We start from the raw sequence: 18,647 nt of genomic DNA on the forward strand, positions 1-18,647 counted from the left end.
CATCTGCACCATACCCACATCTCAGCCCATTTTGGTTCGAAAGTACTCGAAAAAACTGGCAGAACGCCATGCAAACGAGCGTAAAACGCCCGTTTCAGGCTCTAAACGCTTCTTTTCGGAGCCTTGGTTTGGTTTTTGCATTTTCCTCATACCGGCGCGTTATTCATGCGCATGCCCTGCTCCAAAAGAGGTCCTGATGACCATTAGCGACGCACTACACCGCTTGCTACTCGACAACCTGACCACCGCCACCATCCTGCTCGACGCCGAACTGCGCCTCGAGTACATGAACCCGGCGGCGGAAATGCTCCTGGCCATCAGCGGCCAGCGTAGCCATGGGCAGTTCATCAGTGAGTTGTTCACCGAGTCCACCGAAGCGCTGAACTCCCTGCGCCAGGCAGTCGAGCAGGCACACCCGTTCACCAAGCGCGAAGCGATGCTCACCGCCCTCACCGGCCAGACCTTGACCGTCGACTACGCCGTGACGCCAATCCTGAGCAATGGCGACACGATGCTGCTGCTGGAGGTTCATCCTCGCGACCGCCTCCTGCGGATCACCAAGGAAGAGGCGCAACTGTCGAAGCAGGAAACCAGCAAAATGCTGGTGCGTGGCCTCGCCCACGAGATCAAGAACCCTCTCGGCGGCATTCGTGGCGCGGCTCAGTTGCTCGCCCGTGAGTTGCCGGAAGAAAGCCTGCGCGATTACACCAACGTCATCATTGAAGAGGCCGATCGCCTGCGCAATCTGGTGGATCGCATGCTCGGCTCCAACAAGCTACCGTCGCTGGCCATGTGCAACGTCCACGAAGTGCTGGAGCGTGTGTGTCAGTTGGTGGAGGCCGAAAGTCAGGGCTGCATCACTTTGGTGCGCGACTACGACCCAAGCATTCCGGATGTCTTGATTGATCGCGAACAGATGATTCAAGCCGTGCTGAACATCGTGCGCAACGCGATGCAGGCCATCAGCAGCCAGAACGAGCTGCGCCTTGGCCGCATCAGCTTGCGTACCCGCGCCATGCGCCAGTTCACCATCGGCCACGTGCGCCATCGCCTGGTGACCAAGATCGAGATCATCGACAACGGCCCGGGGATCCCCGCCGAGCTGCAGGAAACCATCTTCTTCCCCATGGTCAGCGGCCGCCCGGACGGTACCGGGCTGGGCCTGGCCATTACCCAGAACATCATCAGCCAGCACCAGGGCTTGATCGAATGTGACAGCCATCCAGGCCACACCACGTTCTCGATCTTTCTGCCACTGGAACAAGGAGCCACATCGACATGAGCCGTAGTGAAACCGTGTGGATCGTCGATGACGACCGTTCTATCCGTTGGGTCCTGGAAAAAGCCTTGCAACAGGAAGGCATGACCACGCAAAGCTTCGACAGCGCCGATGGCGTGATGAGCCGCCTGGCGCGCCAGCAGCCGGACGTGATCATCTCCGACATTCGCATGCCGGGTGCCAGCGGCCTGGACCTTCTGGCGCGGATTCGCGAACAACACCCACGGCTGCCAGTCATCATCATGACTGCCCACTCCGACTTGGACAGCGCTGTCGCGTCCTATCAGGGCGGCGCGTTCGAATACTTGCCCAAGCCGTTCGACGTCGACGAAGCCGTTTCCCTGGTCAAGCGCGCCAATCAACACGCACAGGAACAGCAAGGCCTGGAAGTCGTCCCGACGCTGACCCGCACCCCGGAAATCATCGGCGAGGCGCCGGCGATGCAGGAAGTGTTTCGCGCCATCGGGCGCTTGAGTCACTCCAACATCACCGTGCTGATCAACGGCGAATCCGGCACCGGTAAAGAGCTGGTGGCCCACGCCCTGCACCGTCACAGCCCACGGGCGGCCTCGCCGTTCATTGCGCTGAACATGGCGGCGATCCCCAAGGATCTGATGGAGTCCGAACTGTTCGGCCACGAAAAAGGCGCGTTCACCGGCGCAGCCAACCTGCGTCGCGGGCGCTTCGAACAGGCCGACGGCGGCACGCTGTTCCTCGATGAAATCGGCGACATGCCGGCTGACACCCAGACTCGTTTGCTGCGGGTACTGGCGGACGGCGAGTTTTACCGCGTCGGCGGTCATGTGCCGGTGAAGGTCGATGTACGCATCATCGCCGCGACTCACCAGAATCTGGAAACCCTGGTGCATGCCGGAAAATTCCGTGAGGACTTGTTCCACCGCCTCAACGTAATCCGCATCCACATTCCACGGCTGTCGGACCGTCGCGAAGACATCCCGACCCTGGCCAAGCACTTCCTCAGCCGCGCCGCGCAAGAACTGGCGGTGGAACCGAAACTGCTGAAAAGCGAAACCGAGGAATACCTGAAAAACCTGCCATGGCCAGGCAACGTGCGTCAGCTGGAGAACACCTGCCGCTGGATCACCGTAATGGCTTCAGGTCGCGAAGTGCACATCAGCGACCTGCCGCCGGAGCTGCTGAGCCTGCCGCAGGATTCAGCACCGGTAACCAATTGGGAGCAGGCGCTGCGCCAGTGGGCCGACCAGGCTTTGGCACGAGGCCAATCGAGCCTGCTCGACAGCGCCGTACCGGCCTTCGAGCGGATCATGATCGAAACCGCCCTCAAACACACCGCCGGCCGCCGCCGCGACGCCGCCGTGCTGCTGGGCTGGGGGCGTAATACCTTGACGCGCAAGATCAAGGAATTGGGGATGAAGGTAGACGGTGGGGATGATGATGAGGGGGATGAGGGTTAACTAGCCGCCAGCTCCTCACTGAGTTCCGGATCCAATCGCGGGCAATCCCGCTCCCACAGGAATTTCGATGGTTTCACTATCGCGTGAACACCATTGAACCTTGTGGGAGCGGGATTGCCCGCGATGCTTTTGGGGCCACCGTGCACCGCGGCAATGCACCGTGAACCGCAATTGCGCACAGCACCCCGTCCCCAATCCCGCGCTCATCTGCAGGAAAAACCATACCGCAAAAACACAAAAGCCCCGGAATACGGGGCTTTCAGCGCTACTCAGCGATTTTTCATTCCAGCATATTAAAAACTGGCACGCCCCCTGCAATAGTCCAATCAGTGGTTCGATTCACTACCCAGTTTCGGGGACCTTGGTACAGGCAGGCCGGGGATTCCCCTCTTTATACCGGGCTCATACCGCAACAGCGACGAGCCCACCCGTTTTGGGGTCCTTGGTACAGGCAGGCCGGGGATTCCCTCTTTACACCGGGCTCACGATACAAAGCGCGAGCCCTCCCGTTTCGGGAACCTTGGTACAGGCAGGCCGGGGATTCCCTCTTTACACCGGGCTCACGATGCAATGCGCGAGCCCTCCCGTTTTGGGAACCTTGGTACAGGCAGGCCGGGGATTCCCTCTTTTATTGCTCTCGGAGATGGATCTCCAGCCGCCAGCGGTCATCGACCTTGCTACCGGCCCAGTCGCCCTGCAGGGGCCGGGCCGCCACCACCGTCAGCAACAATCCCCCATCACTCAATCGCGTTCGCCAGTTCACATCCTTGCCGTTGAGCTTAAGCTGACCTTTCTGTGCACGGCCTTCAGCCTCGAACAACAGCGCGACACTGCCGTCGACCAACTCGCCGTGGGTTTTGGGCTCGTTGTTGAACCAAACCACCAGTCCATCATTGGTCACCTCGACCTGCTGCAAAACGCTGGGGTCGGGCGCAGTCAGACGACCGATCATCAGGCCCACCATCACCCCGACAATCGCCAGTGACCCCATCACCCGCAGGAATAGTTTCGAACGGGGATCGGCTTGCGGCGTAGAATGCTGCTCATCTTTACCTTCGGAGCCGTGCATGTTTCACGTCATCCTTTTCCAACCAGAAATTCCGCCGAATACCGGCAACGTTATCAGGCTGTGCGCCAACAGTGGCTGCCACCTGCATTTGATCGAACCGCTGGGCTTCGAGATGGACGACAAGCGCCTGCGCCGGGCGGGCCTCGATTACCATGAGTATGCCACCCTGCAACGCCACGCAGACCTCGCCAGCTGTCTGGAAAGCCTCGGCCACCCTCGGCTGTTCGCCTTTACCACCAAAGGTTCGCGACCGTTCCATGATGCCAGCTTCGCCGAGGGCGATGCCTTCCTGTTCGGCCCGGAAAGCCGTGGCTTGCCAGCCGAAGTGCTCGAAGCCCTGCCCGGCGAACAACGCCTGCGCCTGCCCATGCGCGAAGGCTGTCGCAGCCTGAACCTGTCCAACACCGTGGCCATCGCGGTGTACGAAGCCTGGCGTCAGCTCGGGTTCAAGTAACCTCACGATCCGACGACAGGTTTCGTTTGCTCCATGAAAAAAGCGCCTTTGAAGGCGCTTTTTTCATGGAGCAAACGAAGCTTCTTTTACTGGACAGTCGGAGTTTCGCCAGCCGCCTGCATGCGTTGCAGCTCTTGTGCGTACAGCGCGTCGAAGTTCACCGGGGCCAGCATCAGGGCCGGGAACGAACCGCGGGTCACCAGGCTGTCCAGGGTTTCGCGAGCGTACGGGAACAGGATGTTCGGGCAGAACGCGCCCAGGGTGTGGCTCATCGAAGCCGCGTCCAGGTTCTTGATCAGGAAGATCCCGGCTTGTTGCACTTCAGCGATGAACGCCACTTCTTCACCGTTTTTCACGGTGACCGACAGGGTCAGCACGACTTCGTGGAAGTCGCCTTCCAGCGCCTTCTGACGGGTGTTCAGATCCAGACCGACGCTCGGCTCCCACTGCTGGCGGAAGATTGCCGGGCTTTTCGGGGCTTCGAAGGACAAGTCACGTACGTAGATGCGCTGCAAGGAGAATTGCGGTGCGTTTTCTTCTTCGCTAGCTGCAGTGTTCTGTTGGTCAGTCATCTCAGATCCTTTCTGATCTCGGGTCTTATAGGGTTAGCTATTTCTAAGTAACGCAGTCAGGCCTTGAGCATGGCGTCGAGCTTGCCGGCGCGCTCCAGGGCAAACAAATCATCACAGCCGCCAACGTGGGTGTTGCCGATCCAGATCTGCGGCACGGACGTTCGTCCGGCCTTCTGAGCCATCGCGGCACGCACCTGCGGCTTGCCATCGACCTTGATCTCTTCGAAGGCCACGCCTTTGTTCTCGAGCAGGTACTTGGCTCGCGAGCAATAAGGGCAGTAATCGCTGGAATAGACGACGACGTTGTTCATATCACTTCACCAGCGGCAGATTATCGGCTTTCCAGCTGGAAATACCGCCAGACAGCTTGGCAGCGGTGAAACCGGCTTTCACAAGTTCACGGGCATGAGTACCGGCGGTCTGGCCCATGGCGTCGACCAGGATAATGGTCTTGGCCTTGTGCTTTTCCAGTTCGCCGACACGAGTGGCCAGTTTGTCCTGAGGAATATTCAACGCGCCAACGATGTGACCGGCGGCGAAATCCTTGGTCGGACGAATGTCGACCACCACGCCTGCGTCCTTGTTGACCAGCCCGGTCAGTTCACCGGTGCTCAGGCTGCGGCCACCGCCTTGCATCTGATAGGCCAATAGCAGGGCCGCCAGTACAACGAAGATACCCACGAGAATGTAGTGGTTGGTGGCGAATTGAATCAGGTGATCAACCATCGAAGGAGGTTCCAGGGCGTTAAAATGTCGGCCAGTATACACAGCCACTATGGTGGGCCAAACCCCGTCCGGCGGTGACGTGGCCGGAACTTCGCTTTAAACTGCCACTCCCTTTTCCATCGCCCTCTTTTAATTCAGCCACGAGTGGAATCCATGACTACCACGCCTAAACCTTTGGTCCTGATTATTCTCGACGGCTTCGGTCACAGTGAGAGCCCTGAATCCAACGCCATCTATGCGGCGAAGAAGCCCGTACTGGACCGTCTGTGGGCCACCGTGCCGAACGGCCTGATCTCGGGCAGCGGCATGGACGTCGGCTTGCCGGACGGCCAGATGGGCAACTCCGAAGTCGGCCACATGAACCTCGGCGCCGGCCGGGTGGTGTATCAGGACTTCACTCGCGTGACCAAAGCGATCCGCGACGGCGAGTTCTTCGAGAACCCGACCATCTGCGCCGCGGTGGATAAAGCCGTCGCTGCCGGCAAAGCCGTGCACTTCATGGGTCTGCTGTCCGATGGCGGCGTTCACAGCCACCAGGACCACCTGATCGCCATGGCTGAGCTGGCCTTCAAGCGCGGCGCCGAAAAAATCTACCTGCACGCCTTCCTCGACGGCCGCGACACGCCGCCGAAAAGCGCCCAGTCGTCGATCGAATTGCTGGATGCAACCTTCGAAGCCCTCGGCAAAGGCCGGATCGCCAGCATCATTGGCCGTTATTACGCCATGGACCGTGACAACCGTTGGGATCGCGTGTCCCAGGCCTACAACCTGATCGTCGATGGCGCCAGCGAATTCAATGCCGCCACCGCCCAGGAAGGCCTGCAAGCCGCGTACGAACGTGGCGAGAGCGACGAATTCGTCAAAGCCACCAGCATCGGTGAGCCGGTGAAGGTCGAAGATGGCGACGCCGTGGTCTTCATGAACTTCCGCGCCGACCGTGCCCGCGAACTGACCCGCGTGTTCGTCGAAGACGATTTCAAGGAATTCGAACGTGCTCGCCAGCCAAAACTGGCCGGTTTCGTCATGCTGACCCAATACGCCGCCAGCATCCCCGCGCCGTCGGCTTTCGCTGCAGGTAGCCTGGAAAACGTACTGGGCGATTACCTGGCGAAAAACGGCAAGACACAGCTGCGCATCGCCGAAACCGAGAAGTATGCCCACGTGACCTTCTTCTTCTCCGGCGGCCGCGAAGAACCGTTCCCGGGCGAAGAACGCATCCTGATCCCGTCGCCGAAAGTCGCCACCTATGACTTGCAGCCCGAGATGAGTGCCCCGGAAGTCACCGACCGCATCGTCGATGCCATTGAAAACCAGCGTTACGACGTGATCGTGGTCAACTATGCCAACGGCGACATGGTCGGCCACAGCGGTGTATTCGAGGCGGCGGTGAAAGCTGTGGAATGCCTGGACACCTGCGTCGGCCGTATCGTCACGGCACTGGAAAAAGTCGGCGGCGAAGCCCTGATTACCGCCGACCATGGCAATGTCGAGCAAATGTCCGACGCCTCCACCGGCCAGGCCCACACCGCCCACACCACCGAGCCGGTGCCGTTCATCTATGTCGGCAAGCGTGACTTGAAGGTTCGCGAAGGCGGCGTGCTGGCCGACGTGGCGCCGACCATGCTGAAGTTGCTGGGGCTTGAGAAGCCTGTGGAAATGACCGGGACTTCGATTCTGGTGTAATCCGCTTCTTCAAAAACACCGCCAAACCCTGTGGGAGCGGGCTTGCCCGCGATAGCGATCTGACAGCCAACCGCTATGTTGAATGTCAGGACGTCATCGCGGGCAAGCCCGCTCCCACATTGGTTTTCAGTGTTTTTCACTCCAGTTATCACACAGTCCCAATTGGGCGTTTTTTTTGCAGCGTGGGGCGGGCATACTAGGCCGTCCCTTTCCCTGGTGTCGCCCGCCTCTATGCTTCGCGTCCTGATAGCCCTCGCTCTGACATGCCTGCTCCAACCGGCCTTTGCCGACGAGCGCACGCAAACCCAACAACAGTTGGACGCCACGCGTCAGGACATTGCCGAACTGAAAAAGCTGCTGGGCAAGCTGCAGGAAGAAAAATCCGGGGTGCAGAAAGACCTCAAAGGCACCGAAACCGAGATGGGCAAGCTCGAGAAGCAGGTCGATGCGCTGCAAAAAGAGCTGAAGAAAAGCGAATCCGAGCTCCAGCGACTCGATGCCGAGAAAAAAAAACTCCAGAGCGCGCGCATTGACCAGCAACGACTGATCGCCATCCAGGCCCGCGCGGCCTATCAGAATGGCCGCCAGGAGTACCTGAAACTGCTGCTCAACCAGCAGAACCCGGAAAAATTCGCCCGCACCCTCACCTATTACGACTACCTGAGCCAGGCCCGCCTGGAGCAGCTGAAGAATTTCAACGAAACCCTGCGCCAACTGGCCAATGTCGAAAAAGACATCTCGATGCAGCAAGCGCAATTGCTGGTGCAGAAAAGCAGCCTCGACAGCCAGCGCGACGAACTCGACAAGGTCCGCAAGGAGCGCCAGCAAGTCCTGGCCAAGCTCAACGACGACGTGAAAGCTCGAGACCAGAAACTGGCCGCCCGCGAGCAGGATCAGGCAGACCTGTCTAAAGTCCTTAAAACCATTGAAGAAACCTTGGCCCGCCAGGCCCGTGAGGCAGAAGAAGCGCGGCAAAAAGCGCTGATCGCCCAGCAGGAAGCCGAAAAAAAGCGGTTACGTGAGGCTCAGGCAGCAGCAGACGCCACCGATGCCCCACGCAAACCCGTCAAATCGACGCCCGGCGCCCTGGTTTCAAGTTCAGGCGAGACCTTTGGCGGCCCCTTTGCTTCCACCCGCGGCAAACTTCCATGGCCGGTTGATGGTCGACTGCTGGCGCGCTTCGGTGAAACCCGTGGCGACGATGCCCGAACCAAATGGGACGGCGTGATGATCAGCGCCTCCGCCGGCAGCCAGGTGCATGCCGTGCACGGCGGTCGCGTGGTGTTTGCCGACTGGCTGCGTGGGGCCGGGCTGCTGGTGATTCTCGACCACGGCAATGGTTTTTTGAGTCTTTACGGTCACAACCAGACGCTGCTCAAGTCTGCGGGTGACGTGGTAAAAGCCGGTGAATCCATCTCCACTGTCGGTAACAGTGGCGGGCAGGACACACCAGCACTGTATTTCGCTATTCGTCAGCAGGGTCACCCGAGTGACCCGGCGCAATGGTGCCGCGCGCAAGGATAGGCGTTGAGTCACCTACATTAGGAGTTCGTTCGACATGCTGCATTTGTCCCGCCTTACCTCGCTGGCCCTGACGATCGCCTTGGTGATCGGCGCGCCTCTGGCGTTTGCCGCTCAACCGGCCCCGGCGGTCGCGCCTGCCGGCACTGCTGCGACCACCAAGGCGCCATTGCCGCTGGACGAGTTGCGCACCTTTGCCGAAGTCATGGACCGGATCAAGGCAGCCTATGTAGAACCGGTTGACGACAAGACCCTGCTGGAAAACGCCATCAAAGGCATGCTCAGCAACCTCGACCCGCACTCCGCCTACCTGGGCCCGGAAGACTTCACTGAATTGCAGGAAAGCACCAGCGGCGAATTCGGCGGCCTGGGCATCGAAGTCGGCGCGGAAGACGGTTTCATCAAAGTGGTTTCGCCTATCGATGACACCCCGGCCTCCAAGGCTGGCATCCAGGCCGGCGACTTCATCGTCAAGATCAACGGCCAGCCGACTCGCGGCCAAAGCATGACCGAAGCCGTGGACAAGATGCGCGGCAAGATCGGCCAGAAGATCACCCTGACCCTGGTCCGCGACGGCGGCACTCCGTTCGACGTGACCCTCGTCCGCGCCACCATCCAGGTGAAAAGCGTCAAGAGCCAGCTGCTGGAATCCGGCTACGGCTACATCCGCATCACCCAGTTCCAGGTCAAGACCGGCGAAGAGGTCTCCAAGGCCTTGGCCAAGCTGCGCAAGGACAACGGCAAGAAGCTCAGCGGCATCGTCCTCGACCTGCGTAACAACCCGGGCGGCGTGCTGCAATCGGCGGTGGAAGTGGTCGACCACTTCATCACCAAGGGCCTGATCGTCTACACCAAGGGCCGCATCGCCAACTCTGAACTGCGCTTCTCCGCCACCGGCAAGGACGAAAGCGAAGCCGTGCCAATGGTCGTGCTGATCAACGGCGGCAGCGCCTCGGCCTCGGAAATTGTCGCCGGCGCCCTGCAGGATCAGAAACGTGCGGTGGTCATGGGCACCACCAGTTTCGGCAAAGGCTCGGTCCAGACCGTGTTGCCGCTGAACAACGATCGCGCACTGAAAATCACCACGGCGCTGTATTACACGCCGAACGGCCGCTCGATTCAGGCTCAGGGCATCGTCCCGGACATCGAAGTGCGCAAGGCCAAGATCACCAACGAGCAGGACGGCGATTACTTCAAGGAAGCCGATCTGCAAGGTCACTTGGGCAATGGCAACGGCGGCGCCGACAAACCGAGCGGTTCGGGCGGCAAAGCCAAGGCCATGCCGCAGGATGACGATTACCAGTTGGCCCAGGCCCTGAGCCTGCTCAAAGGGCTGAGCATCACCCGCGGCCACTGAGATGCGCCTGCGGTTACTACTCGGTCTGCTGTGCAGTCTGGCGGGAGTTGCTCACGCAGCACCTGCCACGACAGCGACCACACCTCACAAGGCTTATCTGAGCCTGATCATCGATGACCTGGGGCAGAACCTGCCCCGGGATCGCCGCGTGCTGGCCCTGCCCGGCCCGGTCACCACGGCAATCATGCCCGATACACCCCACGCCACCGAATTCGCCCGCGAAGCCCATCGCGCCGGCAAGACTGTCATTCTGCATATGCCCATGGACCCGGCCACCGGACCATTCGCCTGGCATCCCGAGTTGCCCATCGAAGAACTTGAAAAGCGCCTGAACGCCGCATTCAACATGGTGCCCTATACCGCCGGCATCAATAACCACATGGGTAGCCGCATGACCGCTCAGCAACCGGCCATGGCCTGGCTGATGGCGGACTTGCAGCGTCGGCACAAATTCTTCGTCGACAGCCGCACCAGTGCGCAAACCGTGGCCGCCGCCGAGGCGCAGAAGATTGGCTTGGCAAGTGTTTCGCGGGACGTGTTTCTGGATGACGAGCCCACCGAAACGGCGATCTTCACGCAGCTACAGACGGCGATCAGCCTGGCGCGCAAGCAGGGTTCGGCGGTGATGATCGGGCATCCGTATCCGCAGACTCTGGCGGTGCTGGAGCGTGAGTTGCCCAAGCTCAAGGCACAGGGAATTGACTGGATCGACATCAAATTGATGATCAGCGTGCGCGGCAATCGTGCGACGGCTGCTCATGGCAAGGATGGCGTCTACCGCTGACTTGCCGCACCTCCCACAGTGTTTTGCGTAAGCTACGAGGTTCGGTGTTGGGATTTAGAGATACCGCGCCATGATGTCGTCCACCACACCTTCCTTGCGCAACTGATCCAGCGCGGCTTGCAGCTTGGCGACAGTCTCATCCGGCACGTCCTTGTTCAGCGCCAGGTACAGCTCGGCGCTGTTGAAGCGCAGTACGGTCTTGAGCCCGGTTACCCCGTCCAGCCGCGCCAGGTAACGTCCCGCCGGATCACCCGTAGCCCACAGATCGATCTGACCGTTAGCCAGCTTCTTCGCATTGTCCTGGTCGCGCAGCACCACAATCGGCTTCAGCCCTTGCTTGGCCAAAGTCTCGGCAATCGCATCGCCTTTGTAGGCACCAATTGTGTACTTACGCGCCTCATCCAGCGATTCCAGGGTGATCTTGCTATCAGCCTTGGCCAGCATGATCCAGTCGTCCGGGCCTATAGGGCCGACCCACTTGAAGAGATTCTCGCGGTCCGGCAGCCGCGCCATTACGAACACGCCATAACCGGGCTTTTCCAGAGCGAGTTTGTAGATTCGCTCCCAAGGGAAACGCAGCGTCAGGCTGTAGGGGATGTCAGCGCGCTTGAACATCTCGCGGACAATGTCCACGGCGATGCCATTGATGTTCTCGTCCTGGGCGAAGTTCTTGCCGTTCTTCGCCATGTTGTACGGGGGGAAGTTTTCCGTCAGCAATACCAGGCCGGTGTCGGGACCTTCTTCGGCGCGAGCCCCGTTGATGAGCAACAGAGAAGCGCTGGCGAGGACAAGAAGAAGACGTTTAAGCATGTCGGGCTACCGAAATCCATGGCGTGCCCAAGAGTGCCTTGAGCCCGCCATGCTGTCTACTGGCCTTTTGATAACGGCCTTATCTGCATCATTAAAATAATGGGTATCACAGTCACTGTGGTAGATAGTTACCACCCTCCATCCAGCCTCACCTGATTAATTGCAAATACCCGGCCACAGGCCGTTTCTTCAATTAATCAGAGGCACCCTTCAATGAATTCGATCCCCATACTTCTTGCCAGTGCATTGTGCTCACTGTGTACACTCAGTTTTGCGAACAACAGCGATTATGGCGAAGGCCTGCAGAACCTGACCCCTTCCAAAATCCTTGAAAATACCGACGGCTCCCGCGACCACTGGCAAGGTATCGGGCGCCTGGCGATCAATCACGGGAGCTGTACCGCGGCCCTTCTGGATACACGCGATGAAATAGAGTTGCCGGAAACGCCCGCTTACGTACTTACTGCGGGACACTGCATTGAATTGACCAATGGCAACATCGTGACCGACAGCCCGATCAGCGGCACCATCACATTCAATTATTTCACCGACACCTCCAAGTTCAAGGCCTATCCGCTGAAGACAACGATATGGCGGAGCATGCAAGGCGTTGATATGGCCATAGTTGAATTGGATGTCAGCCTTCAAAAGCTCATTGCGGATGGCATACAACCGTTGAAACTGGCGAGTGAGACACCAACGAATGGCACCGATGTCTTGATCGTGGGGGCGCCAACAGGTTTCGACCAAATCACATTGCGCATGGCGGCTTGTACTTTGCAGCCCACCCAGGACCTTGTTGAAGGTCCATGGGTGTGGCGGAACACCTTTATGACTCGCTGCAAGGACATTCGAGGCGGCAGCTCCGGAAGCCCCGTGCTGGATCGCTATTCAAACGAGATCGTAGGGGTAGTGGGAACAGGAAATTTCGAGGTTGATGTTGTCCCATGCCGCGATCATGCGCCCTGCACGCGCGTTGGAAATGACTATGTGGCGGTACACGAAAATGTGTATGGCAACCCCACGGCGCTTCTCAACGGGTGTTTCTCACAAGGCCGTATCGCTCCAAATCCGCCATCGTCCTGCCAACTCTACCCGGCTTTTACCGTTGACGATGGCGCAGCCGAGCTGGACAGATACAAGAGAGTTAAACAGCTCAATAATGGTTCCATAATCATCCCGACCTGGAACTATCGATTTTCGATCAGTACTCCCTTCTACCGTCATAAAACCGTTTCCTCCGCAATGAAATGCGAGGAAACCGAAAATTACAGCGATCCAATAAGCTCAACAGATGCACAAATCAATTCTGAGATAGGTACGAAACCTGGATTCTATTTTCTATGCATTTTAGGTCTGGAATCAGCTGAACAGCACGCCTCAAGAGGCCTCTTGAAAAACGCGTTGTCTTTACCCGTAGAGATATTGGATAACACACCAACCGCGCAGGCCAACTTGTCCTTTGAAAGCAACGTGTTTGTAACACTGGCGAAAGCAGAAGAGCCGTATCGGACCTACTCCATCAAGTTTGGTCCTGTAGAAACAACGGACTGTCATCAACCCGAAAAATACATTGAAGACATGACAATGGACTTCTTTATTCCGAGCGAGAAACTTCCGGGAAAGCTTTGCGTCATTGCCTACGACAAATCGGGACAGGCGTCCGAACCGAGGATCGACTTACTGAGCCCGGTAACTGGAACTCATAAGGCTGCGTCATCCAACGCTCAAGTTGCCCCATAACATCGGCCCGGAGCGTTTTCTCCGGGCCGCGGGCCTTCATCGCATCACGATTCCGCGATGGGCCATGTAGGCCTTGGCTTCCTGAACGGTGTATTCGCCGAAGTGGAAAATACTCGCCGCCAATACCGCACTGGCGTGGCCTTCGAGAATACCGTCGGCCAAATGCTGCAGGTTGCCGACGCCACCTGAGGCGATCACCGGAATCCCCAGCGCATCGCTGATAGCTCGGGTGACGCCCAGGTCGAAACCGTTTTTCATGCCGTCCTGGTCCATGCTGGTCAGCAGGATTTCGCCGGCACCGAGGCCTTCCATTTTCTTCGCCCACTCAACGGCGTCGAGGCCGGTTGGCTTGCGACCACCGTGGGTGAAGATTTCCCAGCGCGGGGGTTCGCCCGGGCCGGAAACTTTCTTGGCGTCGATCGCGACGACAATGCACTGCGAGCCGAAATGCTGCGCCGCTTCGCCGACGAATTCCGGGTTGAACACGGCAGCGGTATTGATCGAGACCTTGTCCGCACCGGCGTTCAGCAGATTGCGAATGTCCTGCACGGTACGCACGCCGCCGCCCACGGTCAGCGGGATGAACACCTGGCTGGCCATGCGCTCGACGGTGTGCAGCGTGGTGTCGCGGCCGTCGACGCTGGCAGTGATGTCGAGAAAGGTAATCTCGTCAGCACCCTGCTCGTCGTAGCGACGGGCGATTTCCACCGGGTCGCCGGCGTCGCGAATGTTCTCGAACTTGACGCCCTTGACCACCCGGCCGTTATCCACGTCCAGGCAAGGGATGATGCGTTTGGCCAGCGCCATGGTGAGTCCTCAGCCTTTGTACGAATCGCAGAAAGCTTGCGCTTCAGCGACATCGAGGGTGCCTTCGTAGATCGCCCGGCCGGTGATGGCGCCGATGATGCCTGGTGCCTTGGCGTCGAGCAGCGACTTGATGTCACCCAGATTGTGGATACCGCCGGATGCAATGACCGGGATCTTCGTCGCCGCAGCCAGAGCAGCGGTGTAAGAGACGTTGCAGCCCTGCATCATGCCGTCTTTGGCGATGTCGGTATAAACGATCGCGGACACGCCGTCGGCTTCGAATTGCCTGGCCAGGTCGATGACCTGCACGGTGCTGATTTCAGCCCAGCCGTCGGTGGCGACAAAACCGTCTTTGGCATCGAGGCCGACAATCACCTTGCCCGGGAACGCGCGGCAGGCTTCGGCGACGAAGGCCGGATCTTTCACGGCCTTGGTGCCGATGATCACGTAGCTCACACCCGCTTTCACGTAGTGTTCGATGGTTTCCAGGGAACGGATACCGCCGCCGATCTGAATCGGCAGGTTCGGGTAGCGCTTGGCGATGGCGGTGACCACTTCGCCGTTGACCGGCTGGCCTTCGAACGCACCGTTCAGGTCGACCAGATGCAGACGACGGCAACCGCCCTCCACCCACTTGGCAGCCATGCTCACCGGGTCATCGGAGAACACTGTGGAATCTTCCATGCGGCCCTGGCGCAGACGAACACAGGCACCGTCTTTGAGATCGATAGCGGGAATAATCAGCATCTGGCAAACCTTCAAATTCGAGTGTTCAGCTTCGCTCGGAAATCAGTTTTTCTCGAGCGCCCACAGGTCGCTTTCGATGCTTTCGAACCTCTCTTTGAGGTGCGTCTGCACATCGAAAATCGCCCTGTTGTAATAGTGCGGAGCAATTTCGCGGGTAAACAGCTCAAGGATTTCAGCCGCTTCGAACGAACCCAGGTCCAGTTCGAAGCGGTCCTCCATGAAGCGCTTGATCTTGTGATTGGCCTCGCTCTCCTGCTCGGGAGTGAGGGTCAGGATCGGCGGCTTCTTCTTGGCAGCCATTTACCAGCGGCCATCCCACGCGGCGAAGTTTTGCAGCAATTGCAGGCCATGGGTGTGGCTCTTCTCCGGGTGGAACTGCACGGCGAAACGCGAGCCATCGGCCAGCGCGGCGGCGAAATCGACCCCGTAATGACCGCTACCGACCACCTGCCGCGCATTGCCGGCAGCGATGTAGTAGCTGTGCACGAAGTAGAAGCGCGCCAGGTCCGGAATGTTGTGCCACAGCGGGTGAATCACCGTCTGCTTCACTTCGTTCCAGCCCATGTGCGGCACTTTCAAATGTTCGCCGTCTTCATGCAGATCCTTGCCGAAGAACTTCACCTGGCCTGGAAACAGACCGATGCAGTCGACGCCATCGTTCTCTTCGCTGCTGTCGAGCAAGGCTTGCATGCCCACGCAAATGCCAAGGAACGGACGGTCCTGGCTGACTTCACGCACCAGCGAATCGAAGCCCAGGCGACGGATCTCCGCCATGCAATCGCGAATCGCGCCAACACCGGGGAATACCACCCGGTCGGCTTCGCGAATCACGTCGGCATCGCTGGTGATCAAGACCTTGCCGGCACCCACGTGCTCGAGGGCCTTGGCCACCGAGTGCAGGTTGCCCATGCCGTAATCGATAACCGCGACCGTCTGCATTACAGAACGCCTTTGGTCGAAGGCATTTGCCCGGCCATGCGGTCATCCAGCTCTACGGCCATGCGCAGCGCGCGGCCGAAAGCCTTGAACACGGTCTCGATCTGGTGGTGGGTGTTGTGCCCACGCAGATTGTCGATGTGCAGGGTGACGTTGGCGTGGTTGACGAAGCCCTGGAAAAACTCCTGGAACAGGTCAACGTCGAAGCCGCCGACGGTAGCGCGGGTATACGGAACATGCATCTGCAGGCCAGGACGGCCGGAGAAGTCGATCACCACACGCGACAACGCTTCATCGAGCGGCACGTAGGCGTGGCCGTAGCGACGGATGCCTTTCTTGTCGCCGATGGCTTTGGTGAAGGCCTGACCCAGGGTGATACCGACGTCTTCCACTGTGTGGTGGTCGTCGATATGCAGGTCGCCCTTGCTGACAATATCCAGGTCGATCAGCCCATGACGGGCGATCTGGTCCAGCATGTGCTCAAGAAAAGGCACGCCGATATCAAATCGGGCCTTTCCGGTGCCATCCAGGTTGATCGAGGCTTTGATCTGGGTTTCCAGAGTGTCGCGCTCGACAGACGCCATACGTTCGGCCATCACCAGCTCCGCAAAAAATCATTGGGGCGAAAAAGGCAGCCATTATAGGGTCGCGGGCGCTAAACAGAAACACGGGAGGTGATATCACTGACGGAGTGAACCCCGTGCTGTCGGGGATAGACATGTCCGTACAAGCATCTCAGGACCACTGATCGCTCACACGCAAAGCGTGTGAGCGATCAGCTACAGGGGTGATGCGTCTACTTAGTGGAAGAGGACAGCCGTTTTCTGCAGCGTCACCCAAACACCCCACGCCAACGGAATCCCTACCACCAGCCACGCAGCCACCGCCAATGGTTTGGTGCCCGCATCCGCTTTCCACTCCAGCACAGTGCTGGCGTCAGCACCCTTGTCGTGGCCCAGCGCCTGTTCGGCGGCCAGTTCGGCATCGGTCATGAAGTACTTGTCCGCCACCGGACGCACCAGCAGGTTGCAGATGAAACCCAGCACCAGCAGGCCCGCAAGGATGTACAAGGTGATGTCGTACGCTGCGGCACGTTCAACACCGATGCTCAGCTGATATTCACGCAGGTAGTTCACCAACACCGGCCCCAACACACCCGCCGCCGCCCAGGCTGTCAGCAGACGACCGTGGATCGCGCCGACCATTTGCGTACCGAACAAGTCCGCGAGATAGGCAGGAACAGTCGCAAAACCACCGCCGTACATCGACAGGATGATGCAGAACGCCGCCACGAACAGCGCAACGCTGCCCAAGTGACCGAGGTTCGGGATCAGCGCGTACAGGGCGAAACCCAGGGCGAAGAACACAAAATAGGTGTTTTTGCGACCCAGGTAGTCCGAGAACGAAGCCCAGAAAAACCGGCCACCGATGTTGAACAGGCTCAGCAGACCGGTGAAACCGGCAGCAATGGCGGCGATCGAGGCCAGTTGCGAAGCGTCCAGTTGACCGAACGTCAGGTCGTTGCCAAGCAATTTACCGGCGAACACTTCCTGCAACAGCGGCGAAGCCATGCCGAGGATGCCGATACCCGCCGACACGTTCAGGCACAGCACCAGCCATACCAGACGGAATTGCGGGGTTTTCCACGCCACATTCACGTGGACGTGCCGGTGAGTGATCATCGCGTTCGAAGCTTTTTTCGCCGGAGCCGTCCAGCCTTCAGGCTTCCAGCCGGTTGGCGGAACGCGGTAGGACAGTGCGCCACCGATCATGAACACGAAGTAGATCGCGGCCATCACCAGGAAGCTCTGCCATACACCGACGCTGGTTGGCGAAGCAAAGTGGCCCATCAGGGCCGCAGCCAGTGGAGCGCCGACCATCGCGCCGCCACCGAACCCCATGATTGCCATGCCGGTCGCCATGCCGCGTTTGTCCGGGAACCACTTGATCAGGGTCGAGACCGGCGAGATGTAGCCCAGCCCCAGGCCGATACCGCCAATAACCCCGGAACCGATCCACATCAGCCAGATCTGGTGGGTATAGACCCCCAGCGCCGAAATCAGCAGACCGCCACACCAGCACAGTGCCGATACAACGCCCGCCTTGCGAGGACCTGCGTGTTCGAGCCAACCGCCCCAGATCGCTGCCGAGCAACCCAGGAAGATGAAGAACAGGGTGTAGATCCAGCCGAGCATCGAGATCGGCCAGTCGCATTGCGACGAAAAGACCTGAGCGATGAAGCTCATGTCCGGCGCGCAAGCCACGGCTTTGGTGACGCCCAGGGCCTTGGACAGTGGCAGCCAGAACACCGAAAAGCCGTAGGCCATGCCGATGCAGAGGTGGATAGCCAGAGCGGCCGGTGGTACAAGCCAACGGTTAAAACCGGGCTTGGCGATGATGCGTTCCTTGGACAGGAACGCGGGCCGGTCGGCAAAGCCGTCCGCCGTGATGCTCGTAGTCATGGTGTTTCCCCCAATTATTAGTAGGGTTCGCCAGCCGCTCCTCACCCCCAGCCTTTATGCACGCAGACATGACTGTTTTTAGGTGAAGCTTCATTTTGGTGCGACATCACGTCGCAGAAGGACGGACGAACGGGCAGAGGTTACCATTTGCACGTGACAGAAAAACCAAACTGATATCACGTTTTGTATGTCATCCGATCTCGTACCACTGGATGAACATTGTTTTCACGGGGAATGGCTCCGTTTAACTTCACAGGAATT

Annotated in this window: 19 protein-coding genes; 8 read left to right on the plus strand and 11 right to left on the minus strand. The window is 59.2% G+C overall.

Going from position 1 to position 18,647, the window contains the following annotated elements:
- Nucleotides 1–196: 196 nt before the first annotated feature.
- Nucleotides 197–1,282: a nitrogen regulation protein NR(II) gene (gene glnL / locus ACEN8R_RS22515; protein WP_018929201.1), complete on the plus strand. Its 1,086-nt coding sequence runs from the start codon at nucleotides 197–199 to the stop codon at nucleotides 1,280–1,282.
- Nucleotides 1,279–2,715, plus strand: coding sequence for a nitrogen regulation protein NR(I) (gene ntrC, locus ACEN8R_RS22520; RefSeq protein WP_018929202.1), 1,437 nt, complete (start codon nucleotides 1,279–1,281; stop codon nucleotides 2,713–2,715). The genes glnL and ntrC overlap by 4 nt, the downstream gene beginning before the upstream one ends.
- Nucleotides 2,716–3,343: 628 nt before the next feature.
- On the opposite strand, the gene ACEN8R_RS22525 is transcribed toward ntrC, so the two are convergent.
- Nucleotides 3,344–3,784 carry a hypothetical protein gene (locus ACEN8R_RS22525; protein ID WP_018929203.1) on the minus strand — a complete coding sequence of 147 codons (441 nt, stop codon included), beginning with the start codon at nucleotides 3,782–3,784 and terminating at the stop codon, nucleotides 3,344–3,346.
- Between ACEN8R_RS22525 and trmL the strand changes: the two genes are divergently transcribed.
- Nucleotides 3,783–4,238, plus strand: a complete 456-nt coding sequence (trmL, locus tag ACEN8R_RS22530) for a tRNA (uridine(34)/cytosine(34)/5-carboxymethylaminomethyluridine(34)-2'-O)-methyltransferase TrmL (RefSeq protein WP_138866651.1) — start codon at nucleotides 3,783–3,785, stop codon at nucleotides 4,236–4,238. The genes ACEN8R_RS22525 and trmL overlap by 2 nt on opposite strands.
- 86 nt (nucleotides 4,239–4,324) lie before the next feature.
- On the opposite strand, the gene secB is transcribed toward trmL, so the two are convergent.
- From secB to ACEN8R_RS22545, 3 genes are read right to left on the minus strand one after another with little or no spacing between them, the layout of a single operon-like run.
- Nucleotides 4,325–4,810 (minus strand): protein-export chaperone SecB, encoded by a 486-nt coding sequence (secB, locus tag ACEN8R_RS22535; protein ID WP_007939439.1) that lies wholly within the window; start codon nucleotides 4,808–4,810, stop codon nucleotides 4,325–4,327.
- Between the two features lie 56 nt (nucleotides 4,811–4,866).
- Nucleotides 4,867–5,121: a glutaredoxin 3 gene (gene grxC / locus ACEN8R_RS22540; protein ID WP_018929204.1), complete on the minus strand. Its 255-nt coding sequence runs from the start codon at nucleotides 5,119–5,121 to the stop codon at nucleotides 4,867–4,869.
- A gap of 1 nt (nucleotide 5,122) precedes the next feature.
- A complete protein-coding gene (locus ACEN8R_RS22545) occupies nucleotides 5,123–5,536 on the minus strand; it encodes a rhodanese-like domain-containing protein (protein ID WP_064615884.1) in 414 nt (137 codons plus the stop codon).
- Between the two features lie 153 nt (nucleotides 5,537–5,689).
- Here ACEN8R_RS22545 and gpmI point away from each other — a divergent pair, with 153 nt between their 5' ends.
- The 4 genes from gpmI to ACEN8R_RS22565 all read left to right on the plus strand — a co-directional run bounded on the left by gpmI (nucleotide 5,690) and on the right by ACEN8R_RS22565 (nucleotide 10,881).
- Nucleotides 5,690–7,219, plus strand: coding sequence for a 2,3-bisphosphoglycerate-independent phosphoglycerate mutase (gpmI, locus tag ACEN8R_RS22550; RefSeq protein ID WP_258612974.1), 1,530 nt, complete (start codon nucleotides 5,690–5,692; stop codon nucleotides 7,217–7,219).
- Between the two features lie 231 nt (nucleotides 7,220–7,450).
- On the plus strand, nucleotides 7,451–8,743 hold the full coding sequence (locus ACEN8R_RS22555) for a murein hydrolase activator EnvC family protein (protein WP_018929207.1): 1,293 nt from the start codon (nucleotides 7,451–7,453) through the stop codon (nucleotides 8,741–8,743).
- A gap of 34 nt (nucleotides 8,744–8,777) precedes the next feature.
- Nucleotides 8,778–10,097, plus strand: a complete 1,320-nt coding sequence (locus ACEN8R_RS22560) for a S41 family peptidase (RefSeq protein ID WP_018929208.1) — start codon at nucleotides 8,778–8,780, stop codon at nucleotides 10,095–10,097.
- 1 nt (nucleotide 10,098) lies between these two features.
- Entirely contained in the window at nucleotides 10,099–10,881 is a 783-nt protein-coding gene (locus ACEN8R_RS22565; protein WP_018929209.1) for a divergent polysaccharide deacetylase family protein, read from the plus strand.
- A gap of 54 nt (nucleotides 10,882–10,935) precedes the next feature.
- On the opposite strand, the gene ACEN8R_RS22570 is transcribed toward ACEN8R_RS22565, so the two are convergent.
- Nucleotides 10,936–11,691, minus strand: a complete 756-nt coding sequence (locus ACEN8R_RS22570) for a substrate-binding periplasmic protein (protein ID WP_018929210.1) — start codon at nucleotides 11,689–11,691, stop codon at nucleotides 10,936–10,938.
- A 213-nt stretch (nucleotides 11,692–11,904) separates the two neighbouring features.
- Here ACEN8R_RS22570 and ACEN8R_RS22575 point away from each other — a divergent pair, with 213 nt between their 5' ends.
- Nucleotides 11,905–13,434 (plus strand): trypsin-like serine peptidase, encoded by a 1,530-nt coding sequence (locus ACEN8R_RS22575; protein ID WP_018929211.1) that lies wholly within the window; start codon nucleotides 11,905–11,907, stop codon nucleotides 13,432–13,434.
- Between the two features lie 36 nt (nucleotides 13,435–13,470).
- Here the strand turns inward: ACEN8R_RS22575 and hisF are convergent, their stop codons facing one another.
- The 6 genes from hisF to ACEN8R_RS22605 all read right to left on the minus strand — a co-directional run bounded on the left by hisF (nucleotide 13,471) and on the right by ACEN8R_RS22605 (nucleotide 18,386).
- Nucleotides 13,471–14,241: an imidazole glycerol phosphate synthase subunit HisF gene (hisF, locus tag ACEN8R_RS22580; RefSeq protein WP_018929212.1), complete on the minus strand. Its 771-nt coding sequence runs from the start codon at nucleotides 14,239–14,241 to the stop codon at nucleotides 13,471–13,473.
- Nucleotides 14,242–14,250: 9 nt separating this feature from the next.
- Nucleotides 14,251–14,988 (minus strand): 1-(5-phosphoribosyl)-5-[(5-phosphoribosylamino)methylideneamino]imidazole-4-carboxamide isomerase, encoded by a 738-nt coding sequence (gene hisA / locus ACEN8R_RS22585; protein WP_007939449.1) that lies wholly within the window; start codon nucleotides 14,986–14,988, stop codon nucleotides 14,251–14,253.
- Between the two features lie 42 nt (nucleotides 14,989–15,030).
- The gene (locus ACEN8R_RS22590) at nucleotides 15,031–15,288 is read right to left on the minus strand and encodes a DUF2164 domain-containing protein (protein ID WP_018929213.1); all 258 of its coding nucleotides are present in this window, start codon (nucleotides 15,286–15,288) and stop codon (nucleotides 15,031–15,033) included.
- Nucleotides 15,289–15,927 carry an imidazole glycerol phosphate synthase subunit HisH gene (hisH, locus tag ACEN8R_RS22595; RefSeq protein ID WP_018929214.1) on the minus strand — a complete coding sequence of 213 codons (639 nt, stop codon included), beginning with the start codon at nucleotides 15,925–15,927 and terminating at the stop codon, nucleotides 15,289–15,291.
- On the minus strand, nucleotides 15,927–16,520 hold the full coding sequence (gene hisB / locus ACEN8R_RS22600; RefSeq protein WP_007939452.1) for an imidazoleglycerol-phosphate dehydratase HisB: 594 nt from the start codon (nucleotides 16,518–16,520) through the stop codon (nucleotides 15,927–15,929). The genes hisH and hisB overlap by 1 nt, the downstream gene beginning before the upstream one ends.
- Nucleotides 16,521–16,724: 204 nt before the next feature.
- Nucleotides 16,725–18,386 carry an OFA family MFS transporter gene (locus ACEN8R_RS22605; protein WP_018929215.1) on the minus strand — a complete coding sequence of 554 codons (1,662 nt, stop codon included), beginning with the start codon at nucleotides 18,384–18,386 and terminating at the stop codon, nucleotides 16,725–16,727.
- Between the last annotated feature and the right edge of the window lie 261 nt (nucleotides 18,387–18,647).

It is taken from the genome of Pseudomonas sp. Pseusp15, from assembly GCF_059492165.1.

Bases quoted from the DNA above. Each gene is read 5' to 3' on its own strand.
- glnL (WP_018929201.1), top strand. From the start codon at position 197: ATGACCATTAGCGACGCACTACACCGCTTGCTACTCGACAACCTGACC.
- ntrC (WP_018929202.1), top strand. From the start codon at position 1,279: ATGAGCCGTAGTGAAACCGTGTGGATCGTCGATGACGACCGTTCTATC.
- trmL (WP_138866651.1), top strand. From the start codon at position 3,783: ATGTTTCACGTCATCCTTTTCCAACCAGAAATTCCGCCGAATACCGGC.
- ACEN8R_RS22525 (WP_018929203.1), bottom strand. From the start codon at position 3,784: ATGCACGGCTCCGAAGGTAAAGATGAGCAGCATTCTACGCCGCAAGCC.
- secB (WP_007939439.1), bottom strand. From the start codon at position 4,810: ATGACTGACCAACAGAACACTGCAGCTAGCGAAGAAGAAAACGCACCG.
- grxC (WP_018929204.1), bottom strand. From the start codon at position 5,121: ATGAACAACGTCGTCGTCTATTCCAGCGATTACTGCCCTTATTGCTCG.
- ACEN8R_RS22545 (WP_064615884.1), bottom strand. From the start codon at position 5,536: ATGGTTGATCACCTGATTCAATTCGCCACCAACCACTACATTCTCGTG.
- gpmI (WP_258612974.1), top strand. From the start codon at position 5,690: ATGACTACCACGCCTAAACCTTTGGTCCTGATTATTCTCGACGGCTTC.
- ACEN8R_RS22555 (WP_018929207.1), top strand. From the start codon at position 7,451: ATGCTTCGCGTCCTGATAGCCCTCGCTCTGACATGCCTGCTCCAACCG.
- ACEN8R_RS22560 (WP_018929208.1), top strand. From the start codon at position 8,778: ATGCTGCATTTGTCCCGCCTTACCTCGCTGGCCCTGACGATCGCCTTG.
- ACEN8R_RS22565 (WP_018929209.1), top strand. From the start codon at position 10,099: ATGCGCCTGCGGTTACTACTCGGTCTGCTGTGCAGTCTGGCGGGAGTT.
- ACEN8R_RS22570 (WP_018929210.1), bottom strand. From the start codon at position 11,691: ATGCTTAAACGTCTTCTTCTTGTCCTCGCCAGCGCTTCTCTGTTGCTC.
- ACEN8R_RS22575 (WP_018929211.1), top strand. From the start codon at position 11,905: ATGAATTCGATCCCCATACTTCTTGCCAGTGCATTGTGCTCACTGTGT.
- hisF (WP_018929212.1), bottom strand. From the start codon at position 14,241: ATGGCGCTGGCCAAACGCATCATCCCTTGCCTGGACGTGGATAACGGC.
- hisA (WP_007939449.1), bottom strand. From the start codon at position 14,988: ATGCTGATTATTCCCGCTATCGATCTCAAAGACGGTGCCTGTGTTCGT.
- ACEN8R_RS22590 (WP_018929213.1), bottom strand. From the start codon at position 15,288: ATGGCTGCCAAGAAGAAGCCGCCGATCCTGACCCTCACTCCCGAGCAG.
- hisH (WP_018929214.1), bottom strand. From the start codon at position 15,927: ATGCAGACGGTCGCGGTTATCGATTACGGCATGGGCAACCTGCACTCG.
- hisB (WP_007939452.1), bottom strand. From the start codon at position 16,520: ATGGCCGAACGTATGGCGTCTGTCGAGCGCGACACTCTGGAAACCCAG.
- ACEN8R_RS22605 (WP_018929215.1), bottom strand. From the start codon at position 18,386: ATGACTACGAGCATCACGGCGGACGGCTTTGCCGACCGGCCCGCGTTC.